The organism is Enterobacter cloacae complex sp. IR5450 (assembly GCF_049238665.1).
Classification (GTDB): domain Bacteria; phylum Pseudomonadota; class Gammaproteobacteria; order Enterobacterales; family Enterobacteriaceae; genus Enterobacter; species Enterobacter hormaechei_C.
In genome coordinates this window covers 121,445-143,248 of sequence record NZ_JBMKIC010000007.1, presented here as the reverse complement: position 1 = coordinate 143,248, position 21,804 = coordinate 121,445, and the positions used below count along the sequence as shown (strand labels likewise).

Below are 21,804 nucleotides of genomic sequence, written 5' to 3'. Positions count from 1 at the left end.
CTGCTGGCGGTGGTAGGGATCAAGTTGCCGGGGCTGGAGTTTAAAAACCAGCGCGTGGAAGCGGCCTACCGTAAAGAGCTGGTGTATGGTGAAGACGATGCCAACCGTGCGTGAGCTGTTTGGCGCCGTACGTCGTAACTACTTCCGCCTCTATTTCCATTACATGTATTTCAATATCGCGCGCATTCTTTATCTTCAGGTTGATAACGTTTTCGGGTTGTTCCTGCTGTTCCCGTCCATCGTTGCGGGTACGATTACGCTCGGTCTGATGACCCAAATCACCAACGTCTTTGGTCAGGTTCGCGGTTCGTTCCAGTATCTGATTAGCTCCTGGACTACGCTGGTGGAGCTGATGTCCATCTACAAACGTTTACGCAGTTTCGAGCGTGAGCTGGACGATAAGGATGTGCAGGAAGTTACCCATACATTAGGTTAAAAAGGAATTGCTATGCCATTTGCCGTACCACGTGCATTACCTCTGACGTTACTCGCCGCTTTCGTGCTGGCGGGCTGTGCCGAAAAAGGGGCTGCCCCGCTCAAAGAAGGGGAGAAGCCTGTGGATGTGGCGAGCGTGGTGCGGCAGAAGATGCCCGCCAGCGTGAAGGATCGCAGTGAGTGGGCTGATGCGCTGGCAGCGACCTTCAAAAGCCAGAAGATCGCGCCTACCGAAGAGAATATCTGCTCGGTGCTCGCGGTGGCGCAGCAGGAATCGATGTATCAGTCAGATCCTGTTGTGCCTGGCCTGAACAAAATCGCCTGGAAAGAGATCGACCGCCGGGCCGAATCGATGCATATCCCGGTTTTCCTGGTACATACCGCCCTTAAAATCACCTCGCCAAACGGTAAAAGCTATAGCGAACGGCTGGATACGGTGAAAACCGAGAAGCAGCTTAGCGCCATTTTCGATGATTTCATCAATATGGTGCCGATGGGGCAGAGGCTGTTTGGATCGCTGAATCCGGTGCATACCGGCGGTCCGATGCAGGTGAGTATCGCATTTGCGGAAAAGCATACCGACGGCTATCCGTGGGATATCGATGGTACGGTGCGTCAGGAGGTCTTCTCCCTGCGCGGTGGGCTGTGGTTTGGGACGTATCACCTGCTGAATTATCCGGCCAACTACGATAAACCGCTGTATCGCTTTGCCGACTTTAATGCGGGCTGGTATGCCAGCCGAAATGCAGCCTTCCAGAATGCGGTAAGCCGCGCCAGCGGTGTGAAGCTCGCTTTGGATGGCGATCTCATTGCATACGGCAGCAGTGAGGCTGGGACCACCGAACGTGCGGTGCGAAAACTCTCGACGAAGCTGGAAATGAGCAACAGCGACATTCGCCGACAGCTGGAGAAGGGCGACAGCCTGGCGTTTGAGAAAACGGATCTCTATAAGCAGGTCTTTGCGCTGGCCGAGAAGAAAAGTGGAAAGGCATTACCCAGAGCCATTCTGCCAGGGATTCAACTGGAAAGCCCGAAGATCACGCGTAACCTGACGACCGCCTGGTTCGCGAAACGCGTGGACGATCGTCGGGCACGCTGTATGAGACTGTAATCAGTGGCGATTGCGCCAGCGCAGGACGAGGGCAATCACGCCCAGAACCATGCTGCCCGCGAGGAAGGGAATGAGTCCAAATACGGTGCTCACGCCTAAACCGATTTCAACGCGTGGGCGGCCTGTATCCTGCACCTGCATCAGATGCTCATACACGCCAGGAGCATGCACCAGCATATTCAGCAGTTGGGTTCCTGCCCAGAAACAAAACAGAACAAACAGGGCATAGGCAATATTCCCCGCCGTGGAGGTTTTTGGTTGTTTTCCGCCAAAAATCGGTTTCGACAATGTAAAGTCTGCCATAAGACCTCCCGAAAATATCACTCTGTTTTAATACGCGTCGTACAGGGTGAGTGTGACAGGTCATAGCATTTGTCAATATCAGAATCGTGGGAAATTCGGTTCAGGATTTCTCCTGGATTGTCGAATTCTGCATCACGTCACAAATTGATAACATAAGTGAAACTGCGCTGCTTTTCAGAATTTACGTATCCGCCACAGACGCCTTTATCAAACTGTGAGAGGATAGTTTTTTTTCTGCCGGAGTTGTCATGAAGCTCACTTCCAAACTACGCCTTGACTGGCATTACTACGCCTTTGCGATCGGGCTGATCTTTATTCTCAACGGTGTTGTCGGGCTGCTGGGATTTGAAGCGAAAGGCTGGCAAACCTATGCGGTTGGGCTGGTGACCTGGATAATCAGTTTCTGGCTGGCGGGATTCATTATCCGCCGTCGCCCCGATGAGACGACGACGGCAGAGAAAACCGACTAACCGTTAGTTAACAGAGCTTTTCAGGGCGCTGTCAGCGGCGTGACGCTCCAGCGCCAGTTCAATCAGGCGGGTGATCAGTTCCGGATAGCTTATCCCGCTGGCCTGCCACAGTTTCGGGTACATGCTGATATTGGTAAAGCCCGGCAGGGTGTTGATTTCGTTAATCACCACCTCGTTATCCGGCGTCAGAAACACGTCGACGCGCGCCATCCCACAGCATCCCAGCGCCTGATAGGCTTCAACGGCGATCGCGCGGATCTTGTCGTTAACGTCAGGATCGAGCGCGGCGGGGACCACAACCTGGGCACCTTTGTCGTCAATATATTTGGTGTCGTAGGAATAGAAGTCGCTGTTCAGCACTACTTCACCGCAGGTACTCGCCTGCGGGAAGTCGTTGCCCAGTACGGCGCACTCAATTTCGCGTCCGTTAATTCCCTGCTCAACCACCACCTTATGGTCAAACTCAAAGGCCAGACGAACGGCTTCGTTAAACTGCGCTTCGCTGGTGACTTTGCTGACGCCAACGGACGAGCCCTGATTTGCTGGTTTCACAAATAGCGGCAGGCCGAGTTGCGCCTGGATCTGCGCGAAGCTATGTTTATCGCGGTTGGCACGAGTAAGCGTCACGAACGGCGCAATATTCAGACCGGCGTCGCGCAGGAGACGTTTTGTGACGTCTTTATCCATGCAGGCGGCAGAGCCCAGCACATCGGAACCGACAAACGGCAGGTTCGCCATCCGCAGCATGCCTTGCAGGGAGCCATCTTCGCCCAGCGTGCCGTGAACGATAGGAAACACCACGTCAATCTGTGCCAGCGCCTGCGCGTTCCCGGCATCGATAAGCTGTCCCTGTACCACGCCTGGAACCGTTGCGACGCTGATATCAGAAGGATTAAGGGCGATGTGCGCCGGATCGTCAGCGTGTAACAGATACTGGCTGGCATCGTTAACATGCCACTGGCCCTGTTTATCTATGCCCAGCAGCACCACGTCAAAACGGCTTTTATCAATCGCATCAACGATATTTTTAGCCGATTGCAATGACACCTCGTGCTCTGCCGATTTTCCCCCAAAGACAATACCTACGCGCTGCTTTGCCATCTCACTCTCTTCCAGTCTGACGAAAAGCCAATAACATACCACGATGCCCGGCGGGTTTCGCGGCCTTCTGCCATAATGTTTTGAGGGATGCTGAAGGGGGGCGCGTGAAAGGAAAAGGTCTGTTTATTCTTATTGTTATTGCCGAGATCGTCACGGTGGGCTACCGCTGGTTGCCGTCGCAGTACAACCCTTTCGTGCCGCTTACGCTTGACGATCCGCCCGGAAAAATAACCCAGTTTAAACTTCGGCGTTTAACCCCCCAGGCGTGCGAAAGCCTGTTAACGCAGGCGAACCAACGTCGGCTTATCCGTACCCAGGCGGTCGCTGACAGCGCCGGGGAGTGTCCACTGAGTAACGTGGTGCGCGTACGTGATTTTGGCCCGGTCAGTCTGAACAGCAGCTTTCTTGCCAGTTGCCCGCTGGCGTTAAGTTCGGCGCTGTTTGTCAGCCAGCAGGCCCGGCCGCTCACCAAAACCTGGACGGGAAGCGAGCTTGCGCGTATTGAACATCTGGGCAGCTTTGCCTGCCGCAATATCTACAGCCGCCCGGATGCGCGGCGCAGCGAACATGCCACGGCGGATGCGCTGGATATCAGCGCTTTCAGGCTGGCAAACGGACAGCGTGTTACCGTTCTAAACGGCTGGAAAGCGGAAAAGACGCAGCCCTGGCTACAGGCGCTGCTCTCGGCAAGCTGTGGTTATTACGGTAACGGTCTGGGACCGGACTATAATGCCGCCCATGCCAACCATTTCCATCTGGGAATGCGCGGATATGGATTATGTCGATGAAGCATAATCTTCCGCCGAAATTTGGATAAATTGTGACTTATTTCACAAATATGATGACTGGGAAGATAAAACACCAAAGTCTGCAAGGCCGCATCTCTGGCGCTATGTCATTGCGCGTAACTTGCTAATCTGTCGGCGAATTCGCCTAAAAATGAAGACTATTTCTGTTATGGAATCCTGGAAAGTTAACCTCATTTCAGTCTGGTTCGGCTGCTTCTTCACCGGACTGGCTATCAGCCAGATATTGCCCTTCCTGCCGCTGTATGTGTCGCAGCTGGGGGTCACTTCCCATGAAGCGCTCTCCATGTGGTCCGGCCTGACGTTCAGCGTGACGTTTCTGGTCTCCGCCATTGTGTCGCCGATGTGGGGTAGCCTGGCAGATCGCAAGGGGCGCAAGTTGATGCTGCTCCGCGCCTCGCTGGGGATGGCGATAGCCATTTTGCTCCAGGCCTTCGCCACCAACGTCTGGCAGCTATTTATTCTGCGGGCGATAATGGGGCTGACCTCTGGGTACATTCCGAATGCCATGGCGCTGGTGGCCTCACAGGTACCGCGTGAGCGAAGCGGCTGGGCGCTCAGCACGCTTTCCACCGCCCAGATCAGCGGGGTCATTGGCGGCCCGCTGCTCGGCGGCTTCCTGGCGGACCATGTCGGGCTGCGTGCGGTCTTTATCATTACTGCGATCCTGCTGACGATTAGCTTTCTGGTCACCCTTTTTCTGATTAAAGAGGGCGGGCGGCCTGTTGTCAGCAAATCCGAACGCCTGAGCGGAAAAGCGGTTTTCGCCTCGCTGCCTTATCCTGGCCTGATGATTAGCCTCTTTGTGACGACGATGGTGATCCAGCTCTGTAACGGCTCGGTGGGGCCGATTCTGGCGCTGTTTATCAAGTCGATGGCGCCGGACAGCAGCAACATTGCGTTTCTGAGCGGGATGATTGCCGCCGTGCCGGGCGTGTCGGCGCTGATGTCTGCTCCGCGCCTGGGGAAACTGGGCGACAGGATCGGTACGGCACGTATTCTGATGGCAACGCTCATCATTGCGGTGATCCTTTTCTTTGCCATGTCATTCGTCACCACACCTCTTCAGTTGGGCATCCTGCGCTTCCTGCTTGGCTTCGCGGATGGCGCCATGCTGCCCGCTGTTCAGACGCTGCTGGTGAAATATTCCAGCGACCAGGTAACCGGCCGCATTTTTGGCTACAACCAGTCGTTCATGTATTTAGGCAACGTAGCGGGTCCGCTTATTGGCGCCTCGGTCTCGGCGATGGCGGGTTTCCGCTGGGTATTTGCCGCGACGGCGGTGGTGGTACTGCTGAATATTATTCAACTGGCCTTTGCCTTACGCCGTCGCAGGCGAATCGCTGAGGCAAAGTCGGCCCGGTAAACACGATAATATATTATTTATTCTTATGAACGCCGCATTTTTATATAACGAAATGCGGCGCCTTTCTTTTAGAAAAACGTTTCGCTTTCTCCACGAAATATCTTTTTTGGCAGCGATGTCACTTTTGCATAAGATAAAGCCAATCCATGCTTTTCATTATTCAGTGAGGGTGTTAATTTCAGGGGAAATCACATAAGGAAATAGCACCATGAAAAATCTCATTGCTGAGTTGTTGGTTAAGCTTGCCCAAAAGGAAGAAGAGTCGAAAGAGCTGGTTGCCCAGGTCGAGGCGCTGGAAATCGTTGTGACGGCGCTGCTGCGACAGATGGCAAAACCAGAGCAGGAGGCGTTGATCGACAACGTTGAAGGCGCGCTGGAAAAAGCTCGCCCTGATTCACAGGTTCCCGCAGAGGATGCGGAGCTGCTTCAGCAATACGTAAAAAAGCTTTTGAGGCATCCTCGCAGTTAACCGGCCAGAGGTGAAATGACATGTCACAGAATTGTCATGCAGGATGCCTGGCGTCGCTCTGTTTTTATTTTTACACATTTTTCAGGGTAAATTAAATTGAGACAGAGCACAGTTTTCACCGCATAATTTCTGCTATTAATTACCGCCTCCCTGCCGGCGAAACCGGATAATGATCATTGTGCCGCTACAGGGCTGAAATAACCGCGGAGCCCGGCGAAAATCAGGTGCGCAGGGTGGTTTTTTTTCCGTAACGAACCAGACTTAACGTGGAACTTCACATAAAGGATGGTGCAATGAAAACAACAATACTGATTACCCTGCTCTCTGGCCTGTGTCTGATGGCATCAGCACATGCGGAAGAGAAAACGTTGACGCCCCAGCAGCAACGCATGACGACCTGTAACCAACAGGCGACATCGCAAAGCCTGAAAGGGGATGCCCGTAAAACGTACATGAGCGACTGCCTAAAAAATGGTGCGACAAAACCCGGTGAAAAAAGCCTGACCCCGCAGCAGCAAAAAATGCGCGAGTGCAATGCCCAGGCGACACAGCAGATGCTGAAAGGCGACGATCGCAGCAAGTTCATGAGCGCGTGCCTGAAAAAACAGGCGTAGTGCTAACGGGTGAGTCACGGCTGTGGCTCACCCAAAATTTCATACTTTCCCCGCTATCCCCCTCTCTATAATTTGGGAAAATGTTTCAGAATATTCCCAAAGATGATGAATGATGAGTTTTATGACAGTCACGAGAACATTCGGGAAGCGTGGCACCAGCAGCTTTCTCAGGATGATTCATACCGTTCCGGTCTGCGATTTGCCCGGCGAATACGGCTGGCACGCATCGTTGGTCTGGCGGCGCTATTTGTTCCGCTTGCCAGCGTTCTGGTGAGCCAGTTTCTTTCCGGCGTCTGGTGGTTATTGCTGGTGGGCTGGGTCTTTGTCTGGCCCCATCTGGCCTGGCAGCTGGCTTTTCGTTCGGCTGAACCCCACAGAAGTGAAATTGTTAATCTGAAAATCGATGCCATTCTTGCCGGTGTATGGATGGGGCTAACAGGGTTCAATGCGCTACCAACGGCGGCGCTGATCATGATGATCGGCATGAATATGATGGGATCGGGGGGATGTCGCTTATTTCTGACAGGACTGGCGCTGCTTTCCCTGTCTGCTCTGCTCACCGTGCAATCCACGGGTACTCCTGTGCTATTGACCTCTGAACCGCTGGCGTTGTGGCTGACGCTCCCCGTGCTGGTGGTCTACCCCATGCTGTTTGCATGGCTCAGCCACCGCACGGCGATCCGGCTGGCAGAGCATAAGCGTCGGCTTGAGCTGATGAGTACCCGCGACGGAATGACCGGCGTGTTCAATCGCCGTCACTGGGAAACGCTGCTGCGTTACGAATTTGAGGCCTGCCGTCGCAGCCATCGACAGGCGACGATACTGCTCATTGATATCGATCACTTCAAGACGATCAACGACACCTGGGGGCATGACGTGGGAGATGAAGCGATTGTTGCCATTACGCGCCAGCTTCAGCTGACTCTGCGCTCAGGCGATTATATTGGCCGCTTTGGTGGGGATGAGTTCGCGGTGATCATGTCCGGCACGCCTGCCGACAGCGCGATTGCAGCTATGTCGCGCGTCCATGAACGGCTGGTCAACATGCCGCTGCACGGAGCACCAACGGCGAGGTTGTGTATCAGCGTTGGGGTTGCCCCCTGGGGAGCGCAGTTCACCCACTATCGTGAATGGCTAAAGGCGGCGGACGTGGCCCTCTATAAAGCCAAAAATGCCGGACGGGGCCGCACCGAAGTGGCCGCCTGACGCCCGGCGTAGCGCATCAGGACTTACTGAGCTTCTCTGATTTTTCCATGCATTTTTCCATCGCCTCGATCACGGCGGAGCGGAATCCGCGATCTTCCAGCACGCGCACGGCTTCAATGGTTGTGCCCCCCGGCGAGCACACCATATCTTTCAATTCGCCCGGATGCTTACCCGTTTCCAGCACCATTTTGGCCGAGCCCATCACCGCCTGCGCTGCAAATTTGTAGGCCTGCGCGCGCGGCATTCCGCCCAATACGGCAGCATCGGCCATGGCTTCGATAAACATAAAAACATACGCCGGGGCAGAGCCGCTCACGCCGACCACCGGGTGGATCATCGGTTCGGCAATCACTTCCGCTTCGCCGAAGCAGCGGAAGATATTCAGTACATCTGCCACGTCTTCAGATGTGACCAGCGCGTTCGGGGTAACGGAGGTCATACCGGCATTCACCAGCGACGGGGTGTTTGGCATGGCGCGAACAATCTTACGGTCGTGACCCAGCGCGCGGGCGAGCTGATCGAGGGTCACGCCTGCGGCAATCGACACCACCAGGGTCTCTTTGTTAAGGCTGGAGGTGATCTCGCCCAGGACTTTAATCATGATATTCGGCTTAACGGCGCCAAAGACAATATCCGCCACCTGAGCCACTTCCTGCGCGCTTTCGGCAGCGTTGACACCATACTCATCACGCAGCGCCGCGACTTTATCCGGGGATGGGGTATAGACCCAAATCTGCCCCGGCAGCACCTGCCCGCTGGCAATCAGTCCGCCGAGGATAGCTTTGCCCATGTTTCCGCAGCCGATAAACCCGATTTTCTTATCCATCACGTCTCTCCGTTATTATGCGTTGTTATCTCTCATTGATAGCTTAACAACGAAATGCAGGCGACAATAGTCGCCAGAATCATAATGGGGAGAGACGATGGCGATTTGGGTTGATGCGGATGCGTGTCCGAATGTGATTAAAGAGATTTTATTTCGTGCTGCCGAGCGCGTGCAGATGCCGCTAACGCTGGTGGCGAACCAGAATATCCGCGTGCCGCCCTCCAGATACATCCGATCTCTGCGCGTTCCGGCCGGGTTTGACGTGGCGGATAACGAGATAGTACGCCTGTGTGACGCAGGAGATCTGGTGATCACGGCGGATATCCCGCTGGCTGCCGACGTGCTGGCGAAGGGGGCCGCGGCGCTTAACCCGCGCGGCGAGCGCTACTCTCCGGCAACGATCCGGGAGAAGCTCACCATGCGTGATTTTATGGATACGCTGCGTTCCAGCGGCGTGCAAACCGGTGGGCCGGACAGCCTGTCGCAGCGCGATCGCCAGCAGTTTGCCGCCGAGCTGGATAAATGGCTGCTGGAAGTGAAGCGCCGCCCGGCGTAGCCCACCTCCGGGCGGTTTTGTGGTACAGTGTGGCTTCCACAGGCTTGTCATTCCGTACCGCTTTGCAGTAAAGTTAGCGCAACATCTACTGCAATTATTTCTTTACAGCCTTCAGTTATCCGGCAGCAAGGGGAACACCTGGTTATGAACCCACCCATCTTTTTAGTTGGCCCTCGCGGCTGTGGGAAAACCACCGTTGGTCTGGAGCTGGCGCGTTTGTGCCAGAGTCAGTTTGTCGATACTGACCACTGGCTTCAGGAGAATGCGGGTAAGACTATCGCCGATATCGTTGAAGATGAGGGTTGGGAGAGCTTTCGTGCGCGTGAAACGGCCACGCTGGAAGCGGTGACCGCGCCGTCAACCGTGATTGCGACCGGTGGGGGCATTATCCTGGCGTCGTATAACCGCCAGTTTATGCGCGAAAAGGGTGTCGTGATCTACCTCTGTGCCCCGGTCTCTACGCTGGTGGGGCGGCTGGAGGCGTTTCCGGAAGAGGGGCAGCGCCCGGCGCTGACCGCGAAACCGCTGAGTGAAGAGGTCAGCGAGGTCCTCGCCGAACGCGATGCACTGTACCGCGAGGCGGCACACCACGTTGTGGATGCGTCGGCGTCACCCGAAAAAGTTGCGATTCAGATTATTACCGCCCTGCGTTTGGCTTGCGCCAGCTAACAGCCGTCTATACTCATAGCTCAGACATAAAAAAAGGATGAGCTATGCCAACCAGACCTCCCTATCCACGTGAAGCCCGCATCGTTACCGTTGAAAAAGGTAATGGCGATCAAACCGTAACCTGGTACCAGCTGCGTGCCGATCACCCTAAACCTGATTCGCTGATCAGCGAACATGAAACCGAACAGGAAGCGCTGGATGCGAAACGGCGCTATGAGGATCCTGAGAAGTCCTGACAGGAATCCGAATTCGTTACAACCGTGCCTGAATCACACTTTTAACTTATCGCTGATGTTAAGCAGCAGTTAATATTTAGTTATTACAGGTGGATTCGGAAAGGCCAGTCGATCTTTACACTACGGTGTTGAGATCCCCTGCTACGCTTGGTGCTGTTTTGTTGAATAAATGAACAGCGCAGCGTAGTGAGCCTGCACCTGTGTGGCAGTTGTGGTAGTAACGGAAGGCGATCAAAATGAAGGCGACGTTGGCGATCCTCACGATTGGTGTGGTGCCTGTAAGCGAAGTATTACCGCTCTTAACCGAGCATGTCTCTGAACAACAAATTACGCATCTCAGTCTGTTAGGGAAGCTCAGTCGGGAAGAGGTCATGGAAGACTACGCGGTCGGAGAGGGGGAAGATCCCCTGGCAACGTTACTCAGTGACGGTAAACTGGCGCATGTGTCGCGCCAGAAAATCGAGCGCGCGCTACAGGGCGTGATCGAAGTGCTCGACAATCAGGACTATGACGTCATTTTGCTGATGAGCACGGCACCCGTTAAAGGACTCAGCGCGCGTAATGCCATTCTGCTCGAACCGATGCGGATTATCCCCCCGCTGGTGGCCTCTATTGTTGATGGTCATCAGGTTGGGGTCATCGTTCCCGTTGAGGAACTGCTGGATAACCAGACGGTGAAGTGGGCTGCGCTGGAGCACACCCCGCTGTACGCGCTGGCTAACCCGTTCTGGGACAGCGAAGCGAAGCTGATTGCGGCCGGGCAGGAATTGATCGACAGAGGGGCGGATGTCCTGATGCTCGACTGCCTGGGCTTCCATCAGCGGCATCGTGATTTATTGCAAAAGGCGCTGGATGTTCCGGTGCTGCTCTCTAACGTCCTGATGGCGCGTCTGGCGTCAGAATTACTGGTGTAATGATTTTGCGTGACAGGTCATGAGCATGGCCCCTATAGTGGATTTTTCTCTATAAATATAAGGGCCAGTTCATGCTTCAAAGTAACGAATACTTTTCCGGTAAAGTGAAATCCATTGGTTTTACCAGCAGCAGCACTGGCCGCGCCAGTGTCGGCGTAATGGCGGAAGGGGAATACACCTTTGGCACCGCAGAAGCGGAAGAGATGACGGTGGTCAGCGGCGCGCTGAACGTCCTGCTGCCGGGTGAAACGGAGTGGAAAGTATATAGTGCCGGGCAGGTCTTCAACGTGCCGGGCCACAGCGAGTTCCATTTACAGGTTGCAGAGCCAACCTCTTATCTGTGCCGCTATCTGAAATAAAAGCATGCCGGGTGGCGCATTCGCTTACCCGGCCTACGTTTTGCCTGTCAGCGCTGCGCTTCGCCGCCGAGACCTTCCACCAGGTTCTGAATCAGCGCCGCCAGCTCGCCGGTCATCAGGATAAAGTCTGCGTCAAAGCGCTGAGCATAATCTTCGCGGTCGATATCTTCGTTCTGATCGCGCAGTTCATCGCAGAATTTCAGGCGCTTCACGGATCCATCATCACACATCACAAACTGAATGCGCTGCTGCCAGTCGAGAGCCAGTTTGGTCACCACTTTGCCCGCTTCAATGTGCACGGCGATTTCGTCGCTCACCAGTTCCTGTTTCTTCGCGCGGATCACGCCGCCATCTTCCAGCAACGCTTTCAGCTCTGCTTCATCAAGGATCTGGAAGCCCTGCGCGGCAGTCCCGCTGCGCACCCACTCGGTCAGGGTCAGCTCAATCGGCGTTTCCAGCGCCAGCGGTACCACCGGTAATGAGCCAAGGCTCTTACGCAGCAGCGCCAGCGTATCTTCGGCTTTTTTGGCGCTGGCGCAGTCCACCATAATCAGCCCGTTAACGGTGTCGATCCACATCATGGTCTGGCTAAAGCGGCTAAAGGCGCGCGGCAGCAGCGAGTGCAGCACTTCATCCTTCAGCGAATCTTTTTCGGTTTTTTTAAGCTTACGGCCCTGTTCAGCTTCCAGCTTGAAGATCTTCGCTTCGAGTGCCTGCTTAACCACGGGCGTCGGCAGGATCTTCTCTTCTTTGCGGGCGCAAACGATGATTTGCCCCGTGCTGCTGGCGTGGGTCAGCGCATCGCTTTGAGAACCCATTGGCGGAACCCAGCCGGTTTTTGCCATATCCTGGCTACCGCAAGGGGTAAAGGAGTAAGCGGCTAACTGTTTTTCCATCTCTTCTGCACGCAGCGAAACGTCGCGGCTGAGACGGTAAACCATCAAATTTTTGAACCACAGCATGATAATTTCCACGGCCTTGTCGTTAAATCAGCGGGCATGATAACGAATTGTCGCATCGCTTGCATTGCTAATCGGGAAGCAGGCTTCTACTCTGTTGATAATCAAAATAATGAGGAGTGTCTTGTGCGTATTGGGATTGATTTGGGCGGCACCAAAACAGAAGTCATTGCGTTGAGCGAGCAGGGGGAGCAACTGTTTCGCCACCGTCTGCCTACGCCGCGCGATGATTATCACCAGACCATAGAGACGATTGCCCGCCTGGTCGATATGGCAGAGCAGGCAACGGGCGAGACGGGCACAGTCGGGATGGGGATCCCTGGCTCCATTTCGCCGTATACCGGCGTGGTGAAAAACGCCAACTCCACCTGGCTCAACGGTCAGCCGTTTGATAAAGACTTAAGCCAACGCCTGAACCGGGAAGTGCGTCTGGCGAATGACGCAAACTGCCTGGCGGTGTCTGAGGCCGTGGATGGCGCAGCGGCTGGCGCGCAGACCGTATTTGCCGTAATTATCGGCACCGGCTGCGGGGCGGGCGTGGCCTTCGGAGGGCGCTCGCATATTGGCGGCAACGGCACCGCGGGCGAGTGGGGGCACAACCCGCTGCCGTGGATGGATGAAGATGAACTCAAATACCGCGCCGAAGTGCCGTGCTACTGTGGCAAGCAGGGCTGTATAGAGACCTTTATCTCCGGTACGGGGTTTGCCACCGATTATCATCGTCTGAGCGGCCAGCCGCTGAAAGGTAACGAGATTATGCGTCTGGTTGAGGAGCAGGATCCGGTGGCTGAACTGGCGCTCAGCCGCTACGAAATGCGGCTGGCTAAGTCACTGGCGCATGTGATCAACATCCTCGATCCGGACGTGATTGTGCTGGGCGGCGGCATGAGCAACGTTGACCGGCTGTACGCCACGGTGCCAACGCTGGTGAAACAGTGGGTATTTGGCGGCGAGTGCGAAACGCCGATCCGCAAAGCCGTCCACGGTGACTCCAGCGGCGTACGCGGCGCGGCGTGGCTCTGGCCGGAATAAACGCAAAACGGCAACTTGCGTTGCCGTTTTTGATGTTTGTACCCTCTCCCACAGGGAGAGGGCCAGGGTGAGGGCATCAGACCGCACCGTCCCCCATTCAATTCACCGCAAACTCCCTGTCCAGCCTGCTATACCCCAGCCCGTTGATCTTCTTCACCTTGATCTGCACCGGAATACGCTCTTTCATCGCCTCAACGTGGCTGATCACGCCGATGGTTTTCCCGGTGGCGTTCAGTGCGTCGAGCGCATCCAGCGCGGTGTCCAGCGTTTCACTGTCGAGCGTGCCGAACCCTTCATCCAGGAACAGCGAATCAATGCGCGTTTTGTGACTGACCAGATCGGAAAGCGCTAAAGCCAGCGCCAGACTGACCAGGAAACTCTCCCCGCCGGAAAGGGTACGGGTATCGCGTATCGCATCGGCCTGCCAGGTATCGACCACTTCCAGCTCCAGCGCGTCGCTGGCTTTACGCTGAAGCAGATAGCGGCCATGCAGACGGTTGAGCTGCTGGTTGGCAAGCCACACCAGATTATCCAGCGTTAGCCCCTGGGCGAATTTACGGAATTTATCGCCGGTGCTGGAGCCTATCAGCGCATTGAGATAGCCCCAGTCGTCGGCCTGACGCGCCGCCTCCTCAATCTGCTGCATAAGCGCCTGCTGGTGCAGACGGTTATCGGCGTCCTGTTTGAGCTGCTGGCGGATCTCCCCCTGATGCGTGGTGTTGTCCCGAAGCTGTTGCGCCAGCTGATGTAACTGCGCCTGAAGCGTTGCGGCATCGGTTTCCAGCCCCTCGGGGCGCTGTGCCTGATGCGCCTGAAGCTGCTGGCTTGCCTGCACCGAAAGCGCCGTGGTCTGCTGGAGCTGGTTTTCCAGCGTCTGCTTTTGCTGTTCAAGCTGGCGGATCGACGCTTCATCCAGCAGGGCGGAGAGAAATGCCTCCCGATCGGCAAAGCAGCTCGCGGTCAGCGCGGCGTTGAACTGAGCCTGTGATTGCTGGAGCCGTTCACGCTCAAGCGTCTCCTGCTGCTGGAGGGTGGTGAGCTGGCTTTGCAGCGACACGCATTCGTCGTGGATGCCGCGCCACTTCTCAGGTATAACCGCGTCGGCTTCTGTATCATCGGTAACCGGCAGCGTCTCCAGGATTGGCATCAGGGCGTTAATACGTTCCTGAATCGTACCGTGCTGGGCCTGTTTTTCCTGCCACAGGGTATATTCGCTTTCGCGCGCGCTCAGCCAGGCGCTTTCGGCCCCTTCATCGGGCACGCTAAGCGACAGCGACTCTAGCGAGGCCGCCAGCGCCTGACGCGTCGCCGTCAGCTGCTGCTGGTACTGGCGCGCCTGACCTTCCTGTTCAATGAGCTGGTTTTGCAGCGTCAGACGCTGGCTGAGCTGATACAGCTGGCGTTCATACTGCTCCTGTGCGCTCATCCAGAGTGCTATATCATCCTGAATATTCAGCGCTATGTTCAGGGAGGTGCAGACCTCCAGCCACTCTTTAGTGAGTGCTTGCTCTTCCTCAGAGAGAGCCTGTGCTTCCTCAGTCTCGCGCTGGATCTGTTGGGTCAGCGCATTCACCTGCCCGAGTACCAGCAATCCTTCCTCTTTTAGCGCGGCAACCTCTTTCTCCAGCGCGTCGCGGCGGCGCTGATTGTCAGTCAGTTCAAGCGCCTGATACTGCACAACTGCCGGGTGTTCGCGTGAACCGCAGAGCGGGCAAGGCTTACCCGCTTCCAGCTGAGCACGATAATTCTCAAGATCCTTGATTGTCGCCTCACGCTCACAGAGCGCTTTCAGGTCGGCATAGTGCTGATTTTTTTCTTTGAACTGCTGACGCCGCAGGATCAGCGTTTCATTGAGCTTACCCTGCTCAGCCTGCGCTTTCTGCACGCTTTCCGCATTCTGGCGCAGTCGTTTTTGCAGCGGCTGATAGCGAGCGTGAAGCGCAGTCAGACGCTGGCGGAGCGCCCGCGATTGTGCCTGTTGCTCCATTGCCGTCGCGAGATCCTCAGCCGTCAGCGTCAGCGTACTCTCCGGCAGCTCAGCCAGCTTCTGACGAAGCTCAGCCATGCGCGCTGCCTGGGCAACAAGCTGATTTTTATCGCGATTCAGCTGCGTAAAATGCGCCCGCCAGCCGGCAATTTCCTGTCCCCACTGACGGAAACGATCGTGTTCGGTTAGCCACTGCGTCAGCGCCGTGTGCTCTGTCTGCAACTGTTCACGGTTGCGCTGCGCACCGTTGCGGATACGCGCGCGCTGTGCCGCTCTGTCGAGTAAGCGAGTATTTACTTCGACAATTCGCTCTGCGGTTTGCGACAGGCGGGCGGTCTGCTCCTGCTGGTGCTCCCATAGCGGACGTAGCTGGGCGGCGGGTTGCGCCAGCTGGAGCTTCGCCAGTTGCGGCGCGGCGTCCGTCAGAGCCTGTTGCGCCTGCTGCTGCGAAGCGGCTGCGCGCTGCTGCTCACGTATCAGCTCGTCGTTACGCGTAAGCCACTGAAAATCTTTCTGTTGGCTCTGCTGCTGTGCCAGCAGGATTTTCTCTTCGTCAGTGAGCGCCTGCAAACTTTGCTGCAAGTGATGCTGCTGTTCCTCGCTCAACAGCACAACCCCTGCGGCCTGCGCTTCGCACATCTCCAGCGCGTTACGTGCCGCTTTGTGTTTTTCAAAAACCATGGCGGAAATCTGGCCGTAAATTTCCGTGCCGGTCAGTTCCTCCAGCAGCTCAGCGCGATCGCTCGGTTTAGCATTCAGGAAGGCGGCAAACTGCCCCTGCGAGAGCAACATCGAGCGGGTAAAGCGACCATAGTCCAGCCCGGTGAGTGCGGCGGTTTGTTCCAGCTTATCCGTGACTTTGTCGGCCAGAATTTTGCCGTCTTCGCAGCGGGCCAGCTCTACGCGCGGTGCCTGTAAGTTCCCGTCCGGCTGGTTGCGGGCGCGGTTCTGGCTCCAGAAAGCGCGATAAGCAACGCCTTTGACCTCAAATTCCACTTCCGCCAGGCATTCGGCGGTATCGCGCGTCATCAGGTCGTTTTGCGCCTGAGAGACCTTATTAAGACGCGGCGTTTCGTGGTACAGCGCCAGGCAGATGGCATCCAGCAGCGTGGTTTTACCCGCGCCGGTTGCGCCGGTGATGGCAAACAGCCCGTTGCTGGCGAACGGCTCCGCGGTGAAATCAATTTTCCACTCACCCTTTAGCGAATTCAGATTTTTCAGACGCAGGCTCAGAATTTTCATGCGTTTTCGTCCTCGTCATGGAGGGAGTGCAGGGTCTGGGCAAACAGCTCGTTAAGCCTGGTGCGTCTGGCCTCGTCCACCTCTTCATGCGCAAGCCGCCGCGCGAACACCTCTTCAACCCGAAGTTCGCTAAGCGTTTCACGCTGGGCGTTGAGCAGTATTTTCTCGCGCTGCTCGCGGCTGCGGCGTACCAGCAGTACTTCCACGGGAAGGTCTTCCGTCAGCGTCTGAATTTTACGCTGCATATCGTACAGGTAGTCGTCGGTGGTGATTTCGATATCGAGCCAGACGGGGGGATTAAGCGCTGCGCCGCGCCACTGCTCAAGCTGAGCGGTAATGGCGGCCAGATCGCCTTTCAGCACCGCCAGCGGCTGGGTGACCGGCACCTCGAGCGTCTCAACGGCGCTAAGTTTGCCTTCGGTGAAGCTCACCAGATGGACGGATTTGGCTTTGCCCGTTTCGTCAAAACTGAGGGAAATGGGCGAGCCGCAATAGCGAATATGCTCGCAGCCGCCGATGATCTGCGCCCGGTGAATATGCCCGAGGGCAATGTAGTCGGCGGGGGGGAAGTTTTGCGCCGGAAACGCGTCCAGCGTACCGATATAGATCTCGCGCACCGCGTCACTCTTACTGGCTCCGACGGTGGTGAGGTGTCCGGTGGCAATGATCGGAATGGCCTGATCGCCGCGCAGCGCGCAGGCTTCCGTATGCTGCTGGTGATAATAGCGGGTGATGGCCTGCAACAGATGCTGCTGTTTTTCGCTGCCGGACAGACCCGCCTGGCTTTGCACGATATCTCGCGGGCGTAAAAACGGGATTGGGCACAGCACCGCGCCCGGCGTGCCGTCGCGTTTTTTCAGGATCTGCGGCGCGTGCCCGGCGCTGGCCACCACGGTGGTATTGAGGAACGCCAGAATATCGCGGGATTCATTCAGCGTCGCCACCGAGTCATGATTTCCGGCGACAATCACCAGGTGACAACCGGTTTGCTGGAGGTTGACCACAAAACGGTTGTATAGCTCACGCGCATAGCTCGGCGGCGATCCGGTATCAAAAATGTCGCCCGCCACAATAATCGCGTCCACCTCGTGAGCCTGAGCCGTCTCCAGCAGCCAGTTCAGGAACGCTTCATGTTCCGCGGCGCGGCTTTTGCTGTAAAAATTTTGACCCAGGTGCCAGTCTGAGGTGTGAAGTATGCGCATAAAAGATCCGTGGCAATAATAAGAAAGCAGGATTATAAACGTTCGTGGAACGGAAAATAACCGCTGTAATAAAACAACAGTTTGCTATTTATAGTGGTAATGTTTTTCATAAATCTGTCATAAATCTGACGCATAATGACGCCGCATTACAGACTTGTAACTTAAATACGATAAGACAGGGCAAAGTATGGCGAGACGTATTCTGGTCGTAGAAGATGAAGCTCCGATCCGTGAAATGGTGTGCTTCGTGCTTGAACAAAATGGCTTCCAGCCGGTTGAAGCGGAAGATTATGACAGCGCGGTGAACCAGCTGAATGAACCCTGGCCCGATCTGATCCTGCTGGACTGGATGCTGCCTGGCGGTTCCGGATTGCAGTTTATCAAGCATATCAAACGCGAGGCGATGACCCGTGATATCCCGGTGGTGATGCTGACGGCGCGCGGCGAGGAAGAGGATCGCGTGCGCGGTCTGGAAACCGGCGCGGACGATTACATCACCAAACCGTTCTCCCCGAAAGAGCTGGTGGCGCGTATCAAAGCCGTGATGCGCCGTATTTCACCGATGGCGGTGGAAGAGGTGATTGAGATGCAGGGGCTGAGCCTGGATCCTACCTCACACCGGGTCATGACCGGTGAAAATCCCCTCGATATGGGACCGACCGAATTTAAACTCCTGCACTTCTTTATGACCCACCCGGAGCGCGTTTACAGCCGCGAACAGTTGCTGAATAACGTCTGGGGAACTAACGTCTATGTCGAAGACCGAACGGTTGACGTCCATATTCGCCGCCTGCGTAAAGCACTGGAACTGAGCGGCCACGATCGCATGGTACAGACGGTCCGCGGCACGGGTTATCGCTTCTCGACCCGTTTCTGAACAATGACAGGAGTGTGACGCGTGCTGGAACGTCTGTCATGGAAAAGGCTCGTCTTTGAACTGATCTTATGCTGTATTCCGGCCCTCATTCTGGGGGCTATCTTTGGCTATCTGCCGTGGTTTTTACTGGTGGCCGTGACGGGATTGCTCGTCTGGCATTTCTGGAATTTACTGCGTCTTTCCTGGTGGCTGTGGGTCGACAGAAGTATGACACCTCCGCCGGGAAGCGGGAGCTGGGAACCGCTACTCTACGGCCTGCACCAGATGCAGATGCGTAATAAAAAGCGCCGTCGTGAGCTGGGAAGCCTGATCAAACGCTTTCGTAGCGGTGCGGAGTCACTGCCGGACGCGGTGATCCTGACGACGGAAGAAGGGACCATCTTCTGGTGCAATGGCCTCGCACAGCAGCTGCTGGGCCTGCGCTGGCCGGATGATAATGGTCAGAACATCCTGAACCTTCTGCGTTATCCCGAGTTCACGCTGTATCTGAAAAAGCGGGATTTTTCGCGCCCGCACAATCTGAAGCTCAATAACGGTCGCCATCTGGAAATCCGCGTGATGCCCTACAGCGATCGGCAGTGGCTGATGGTGGCGCGGGACGTTACCCAGATGCACCAGCTTGAGGGCGCGAGACGTAACTTCTTTGCCAACGTCAGCCACGAGCTGCGTACGCCCTTGACGGTGCTTCAGGGCTACCTGGAGATGATGCAGGAGCAAACGCTTGAGGGGGCGCCGCGTGAGAAAGCGCTGCATACCATGCGGGAGCAGACGTTCCGCATGGAAGGGCTGGTCAAACAGCTGCTGACGCTTTCAAAAATTGAGGCTGCCCCGTCGCTGGCGCTAAATGACATCATTGATGTGCCGATGATGTTGCGGGTGGTGGAGCGCGAAGCCCAAACGCTGAGTCATAATCAGCACACCCTGAGTTTTGACGTTGATAACACGCTGAAAGTGCTCGGCAGTGAAGATGAGCTGCGAAGCGCTATCTCAAACCTGGTCTATAACGCCGTGAATCACACCCCGAAAGGGACGCATATCGCGGTGCGCTGGCAGCATACCCCGGCGGGCGCTGAGTTTAGCGTCGAGGACAACGGGCCGGGGATTGGGCCTGAACACCTCCCGCGTCTCACTGAACGGTTCTACCGGGTGGATAAGGCGCGCTCGCGGCAGACCGGCGGAAGCGGACTGGGGCTGGCAATTGTGAAGCATGCCGTCAGCCACCACGAAAGCCGGCTCAATATCGAAAGCACCCTCGGTAAGGGCACGCGCTTTAGCTTCGTGATTCCGGAACGATTAATTGCCAAAAAAAGCGCCTGACAGCGTGTGTGTCAGGCTACCTTTCCACGGGCCAGCGATTGCTGGCCCGTTTGCTTTGCAGTCAAGCGAAACGCGGATGAATATTATACGGCTGGTGCTTTTTTGTTCGCATGATTAGCCATGAGTTTTTCTTATACATGGCATATTATGTTGGTCTGGATTTTCATGCTGGCATATTGTTCTGGTTTTACGATCCCTTCTTGCCTTTAAACGTTATAAGCGTTTAAATTGCCCCCCATATACTGTCAGACCGACTGTATTTGCGTGGTAAATCGAAAAACTATTCTTCGCCACGCCAGGACGGGAGCATATCCCGCTGAAATCGAGCAAATTTTCCGCTGTATCGTCCCATCAGGGATGGCGAAAATCTCAACGTATTCAACACCACATCCACAGGCAGTAAGGTTTTATGACCCATCACTTGAAATCGCGTGACATTATCGCGCTGGGCTTTATGACATTTGCGCTGTTCGTTGGCGCAGGTAACATCATTTTTCCTCCAATGGTTGGCTTACAGGCGGGTGAACACGTCTGGACGGCTGCGTTTGGCTTCCTGCTTACTGCCGTGGGCCTGCCGGTACTGACCGTTATCGCGCTGGCGAAAGTCGGTGGCGGTGTGGACAGCCTCAGCACCCCGATTGGCAAAGTGGCTGGCGTTCTGCTGGCAACCGTCTGCTATCTGGCCGTTGGCCCGCTGTTCGCGACCCCGCGCACGGCGACCGTCTCCTTTGAAGTGGGTATCGCCCCGCTGACCGGTGACGGCGCGATGCCACTGTTTATTTACAGCCTCATTTACTTCGCCATCGTGATTCTGGTTTCTCTCTATCCGGGCAAACTGCTGGATACCGTGGGTAACTTCCTGGCACCGCTGAAAATTGTGGCGCTGATTGTGCTGGCGGTTGCGGCCATTGTCTGGCCTGCGGGGCCCATCAGCTCCGCGATGGACGCCTACCAGAACGCGGCGTTCTCAAACGGTTTCGTGAACGGCTATCTGACGATGGATACGCTTGGCGCGATGGTGTTTGGTATCGTTATCGTTAACGCCGCGCGTTCCCGTGGGGTGACCGAAGCGCGCCTGCTGACTCGTTACACTATCTGGGCTGGCCTGATGGCCGGTGTCGGCCTGACGCTGCTGTATCTGGCGCTGTTCCGTCTGGGTTCAGATAGCGCAACGCTGGTCGATCAGAGCGCAAACGGCGCGGCGATCCTGCATGCTTACGTGCAGCACACCTTTGGTGGTGCAGGCAGCATGCTGCTGGCGGCGCTGATTTTCCTGGCCTGTCTGGTGACGGCGGTGGGTCTGACCTGCGCCTGCGCGGAGTTCTTCGCTCAGTATCTGCCGCTCTCTTACCGCACGCTGGTGTTTATCCTCGGCATCTTCTCCATGGCGGTTTCAAACCTCGGTCTGAGCCACCTGATCCAGGTGTCAATTCCGGTGCTGACGGCTATCTATCCGCCATGTATCGTGCTGGTGGTGCTGAGCTTCACCCGCCCGTGGTGGCATAACTCGACGCGAATTATTGCGCCGGCCATGTTTATCAGCCTGATTTTTGGTATCCTTGACGGGATCAAAGCATCAGCATTTGCAGAAATCCTGCCAGCCTGGACACAGCGTCTGCCGCTGTCCGAGCAGGGCCTGGCCTGGCTGATGCCTTCCGTTGTAGCGCTGGTTCTTGCGATTATCTGGGACCGTGCGGCCGGGCGTCAGGTGACATCCAACGCCCATTAATCAACGGCAACAAATTGT

22 protein-coding genes and 1 pseudogene are annotated in these 21,804 nt (G+C 56.0%); 17 read left to right on the top strand and 6 right to left on the bottom strand.

Annotated elements, in window-relative coordinates; genetic code table 11:
• Both ACOTYB_RS08600 and ACOTYB_RS08595 read left to right on the top strand, forming a co-directional pair.
• Positions 1–436, top strand: a pseudogene (locus tag ACOTYB_RS08600) (SbmA/BacA-like family transporter); the annotation flags it as partial.
• A 12-nt stretch (positions 437–448) separates the two neighbouring features.
• Entirely contained in the window at positions 449–1,546 is a 1,098-nt protein-coding gene (locus ACOTYB_RS08595) for a DUF1615 domain-containing protein (RefSeq protein WP_104468596.1), read from the top strand.
• Here ACOTYB_RS08595 and ACOTYB_RS08590 read toward each other — a convergent pair whose 3' ends face one another.
• Entirely contained in the window at positions 1,547–1,849 is a 303-nt protein-coding gene (locus tag ACOTYB_RS08590) for a DUF2755 family protein (protein ID WP_003859159.1), read from the bottom strand.
• Positions 1,850–2,097: 248 nt separating this feature from the next.
• Here ACOTYB_RS08590 and ACOTYB_RS08585 point away from each other — a divergent pair, with 248 nt between their 5' ends.
• Positions 2,098–2,319: a DUF2754 domain-containing protein gene (locus ACOTYB_RS08585; RefSeq protein ID WP_155023827.1), complete on the top strand. Its 222-nt coding sequence runs from the start codon at positions 2,098–2,100 to the stop codon at positions 2,317–2,319.
• 3 nt (positions 2,320–2,322) lie between these two features.
• Here ACOTYB_RS08585 and ddlA read toward each other — a convergent pair whose 3' ends face one another.
• Positions 2,323–3,420: a D-alanine--D-alanine ligase gene (gene ddlA, locus ACOTYB_RS08580; protein WP_003859156.1), complete on the bottom strand. Its 1,098-nt coding sequence runs from the start codon at positions 3,418–3,420 to the stop codon at positions 2,323–2,325.
• Between the two features lie 104 nt (positions 3,421–3,524).
• Here ddlA and ACOTYB_RS08575 point away from each other — a divergent pair, with 104 nt between their 5' ends.
• From ACOTYB_RS08575 to adrA, 5 genes are all read left to right on the top strand, one after another.
• Complete coding sequence (locus ACOTYB_RS08575; protein ID WP_220153605.1) at positions 3,525–4,208, top strand: extensin family protein; 684 nt, start codon at positions 3,525–3,527, stop codon at positions 4,206–4,208.
• Between the two features lie 169 nt (positions 4,209–4,377).
• Positions 4,378–5,592, top strand: coding sequence for a multidrug efflux MFS transporter (locus ACOTYB_RS08570; protein WP_015571317.1), 1,215 nt, complete (start codon positions 4,378–4,380; stop codon positions 5,590–5,592).
• 208 nt (positions 5,593–5,800) lie between these two features.
• Entirely contained in the window at positions 5,801–6,061 is a 261-nt protein-coding gene (gene iraP / locus ACOTYB_RS08565) for an anti-adapter protein IraP (RefSeq protein WP_003859148.1), read from the top strand.
• A 293-nt stretch (positions 6,062–6,354) separates the two neighbouring features.
• Positions 6,355–6,675, top strand: coding sequence for a phosphate starvation-inducible protein PsiF (gene psiF / locus ACOTYB_RS08560; RefSeq protein WP_022650447.1), 321 nt, complete (start codon positions 6,355–6,357; stop codon positions 6,673–6,675).
• A 102-nt stretch (positions 6,676–6,777) separates the two neighbouring features.
• Complete coding sequence (gene adrA / locus ACOTYB_RS08555; protein ID WP_421765795.1) at positions 6,778–7,881, top strand: diguanylate cyclase AdrA; 1,104 nt, start codon at positions 6,778–6,780, stop codon at positions 7,879–7,881.
• A gap of 16 nt (positions 7,882–7,897) precedes the next feature.
• Here the strand turns inward: adrA and proC are convergent, their stop codons facing one another.
• Positions 7,898–8,707 (bottom strand): pyrroline-5-carboxylate reductase, encoded by an 810-nt coding sequence (gene proC, locus ACOTYB_RS08550; protein ID WP_023315501.1) that lies wholly within the window; start codon positions 8,705–8,707, stop codon positions 7,898–7,900.
• Positions 8,708–8,804: 97 nt separating this feature from the next.
• Here proC and ACOTYB_RS08545 point away from each other — a divergent pair, with 97 nt between their 5' ends.
• The 5 genes from ACOTYB_RS08545 to ppnP all read left to right on the top strand — a co-directional run bounded on the left by ACOTYB_RS08545 (position 8,805) and on the right by ppnP (position 11,441).
• A complete protein-coding gene (locus ACOTYB_RS08545) occupies positions 8,805–9,263 on the top strand; it encodes a YaiI/YqxD family protein (protein ID WP_003859141.1) in 459 nt (152 codons plus the stop codon).
• A gap of 144 nt (positions 9,264–9,407) precedes the next feature.
• Positions 9,408–9,932 (top strand): shikimate kinase AroL, encoded by a 525-nt coding sequence (gene aroL, locus ACOTYB_RS08540; RefSeq protein ID WP_023315502.1) that lies wholly within the window; start codon positions 9,408–9,410, stop codon positions 9,930–9,932.
• Positions 9,933–9,976: 44 nt separating this feature from the next.
• On the top strand, positions 9,977–10,168 hold the full coding sequence (yaiA, locus tag ACOTYB_RS08535; RefSeq protein ID WP_003859135.1) for a protein YaiA: 192 nt from the start codon (positions 9,977–9,979) through the stop codon (positions 10,166–10,168).
• Positions 10,169–10,404: 236 nt separating this feature from the next.
• On the top strand, positions 10,405–11,082 hold the full coding sequence (locus tag ACOTYB_RS08530) for an AroM family protein (protein WP_003859133.1): 678 nt from the start codon (positions 10,405–10,407) through the stop codon (positions 11,080–11,082).
• A gap of 71 nt (positions 11,083–11,153) precedes the next feature.
• Positions 11,154–11,441: a pyrimidine/purine nucleoside phosphorylase gene (gene ppnP / locus ACOTYB_RS08525; RefSeq protein WP_003859131.1), complete on the top strand. Its 288-nt coding sequence runs from the start codon at positions 11,154–11,156 to the stop codon at positions 11,439–11,441.
• Positions 11,442–11,488: 47 nt separating this feature from the next.
• Here ppnP and rdgC read toward each other — a convergent pair whose 3' ends face one another.
• A complete protein-coding gene (rdgC, locus tag ACOTYB_RS08520; RefSeq protein ID WP_003859129.1) occupies positions 11,489–12,403 on the bottom strand; it encodes a recombination-associated protein RdgC in 915 nt (304 codons plus the stop codon).
• Between the two features lie 123 nt (positions 12,404–12,526).
• Between rdgC and mak the strand changes: the two genes are divergently transcribed.
• A complete protein-coding gene (mak, locus tag ACOTYB_RS08515; protein ID WP_003859127.1) occupies positions 12,527–13,432 on the top strand; it encodes a fructokinase in 906 nt (301 codons plus the stop codon).
• Between the two features lie 97 nt (positions 13,433–13,529).
• Here the strand turns inward: mak and sbcC are convergent, their stop codons facing one another.
• Positions 13,530–16,661 carry an exonuclease subunit SbcC gene (sbcC, locus tag ACOTYB_RS08510; protein WP_099543763.1) on the bottom strand — a complete coding sequence of 1,044 codons (3,132 nt, stop codon included), beginning with the start codon at positions 16,659–16,661 and terminating at the stop codon, positions 13,530–13,532.
• A complete protein-coding gene (gene sbcD, locus ACOTYB_RS08505; protein ID WP_003859124.1) occupies positions 16,658–17,863 on the bottom strand; it encodes an exonuclease subunit SbcD in 1,206 nt (401 codons plus the stop codon). Before sbcD ends, sbcC begins: the two co-directional genes overlap by 4 nt.
• A gap of 187 nt (positions 17,864–18,050) precedes the next feature.
• Between sbcD and phoB the strand changes: the two genes are divergently transcribed.
• The 3 genes from phoB (at position 18,051) to brnQ (ending at position 21,786) form a co-directional block, all read left to right on the top strand.
• A complete protein-coding gene (gene phoB, locus ACOTYB_RS08500) occupies positions 18,051–18,740 on the top strand; it encodes a phosphate response regulator transcription factor PhoB (RefSeq protein WP_003859122.1) in 690 nt (229 codons plus the stop codon).
• A 21-nt stretch (positions 18,741–18,761) separates the two neighbouring features.
• Positions 18,762–20,057 (top strand): phosphate regulon sensor histidine kinase PhoR, encoded by a 1,296-nt coding sequence (gene phoR / locus ACOTYB_RS08495; protein ID WP_023315505.1) that lies wholly within the window; start codon positions 18,762–18,764, stop codon positions 20,055–20,057.
• Between the two features lie 409 nt (positions 20,058–20,466).
• Complete coding sequence (gene brnQ, locus ACOTYB_RS08490) at positions 20,467–21,786, top strand: branched-chain amino acid transporter carrier protein BrnQ (protein ID WP_003859118.1); 1,320 nt, start codon at positions 20,467–20,469, stop codon at positions 21,784–21,786.
• Positions 21,787–21,804: the final 18 nt, after the last annotated feature.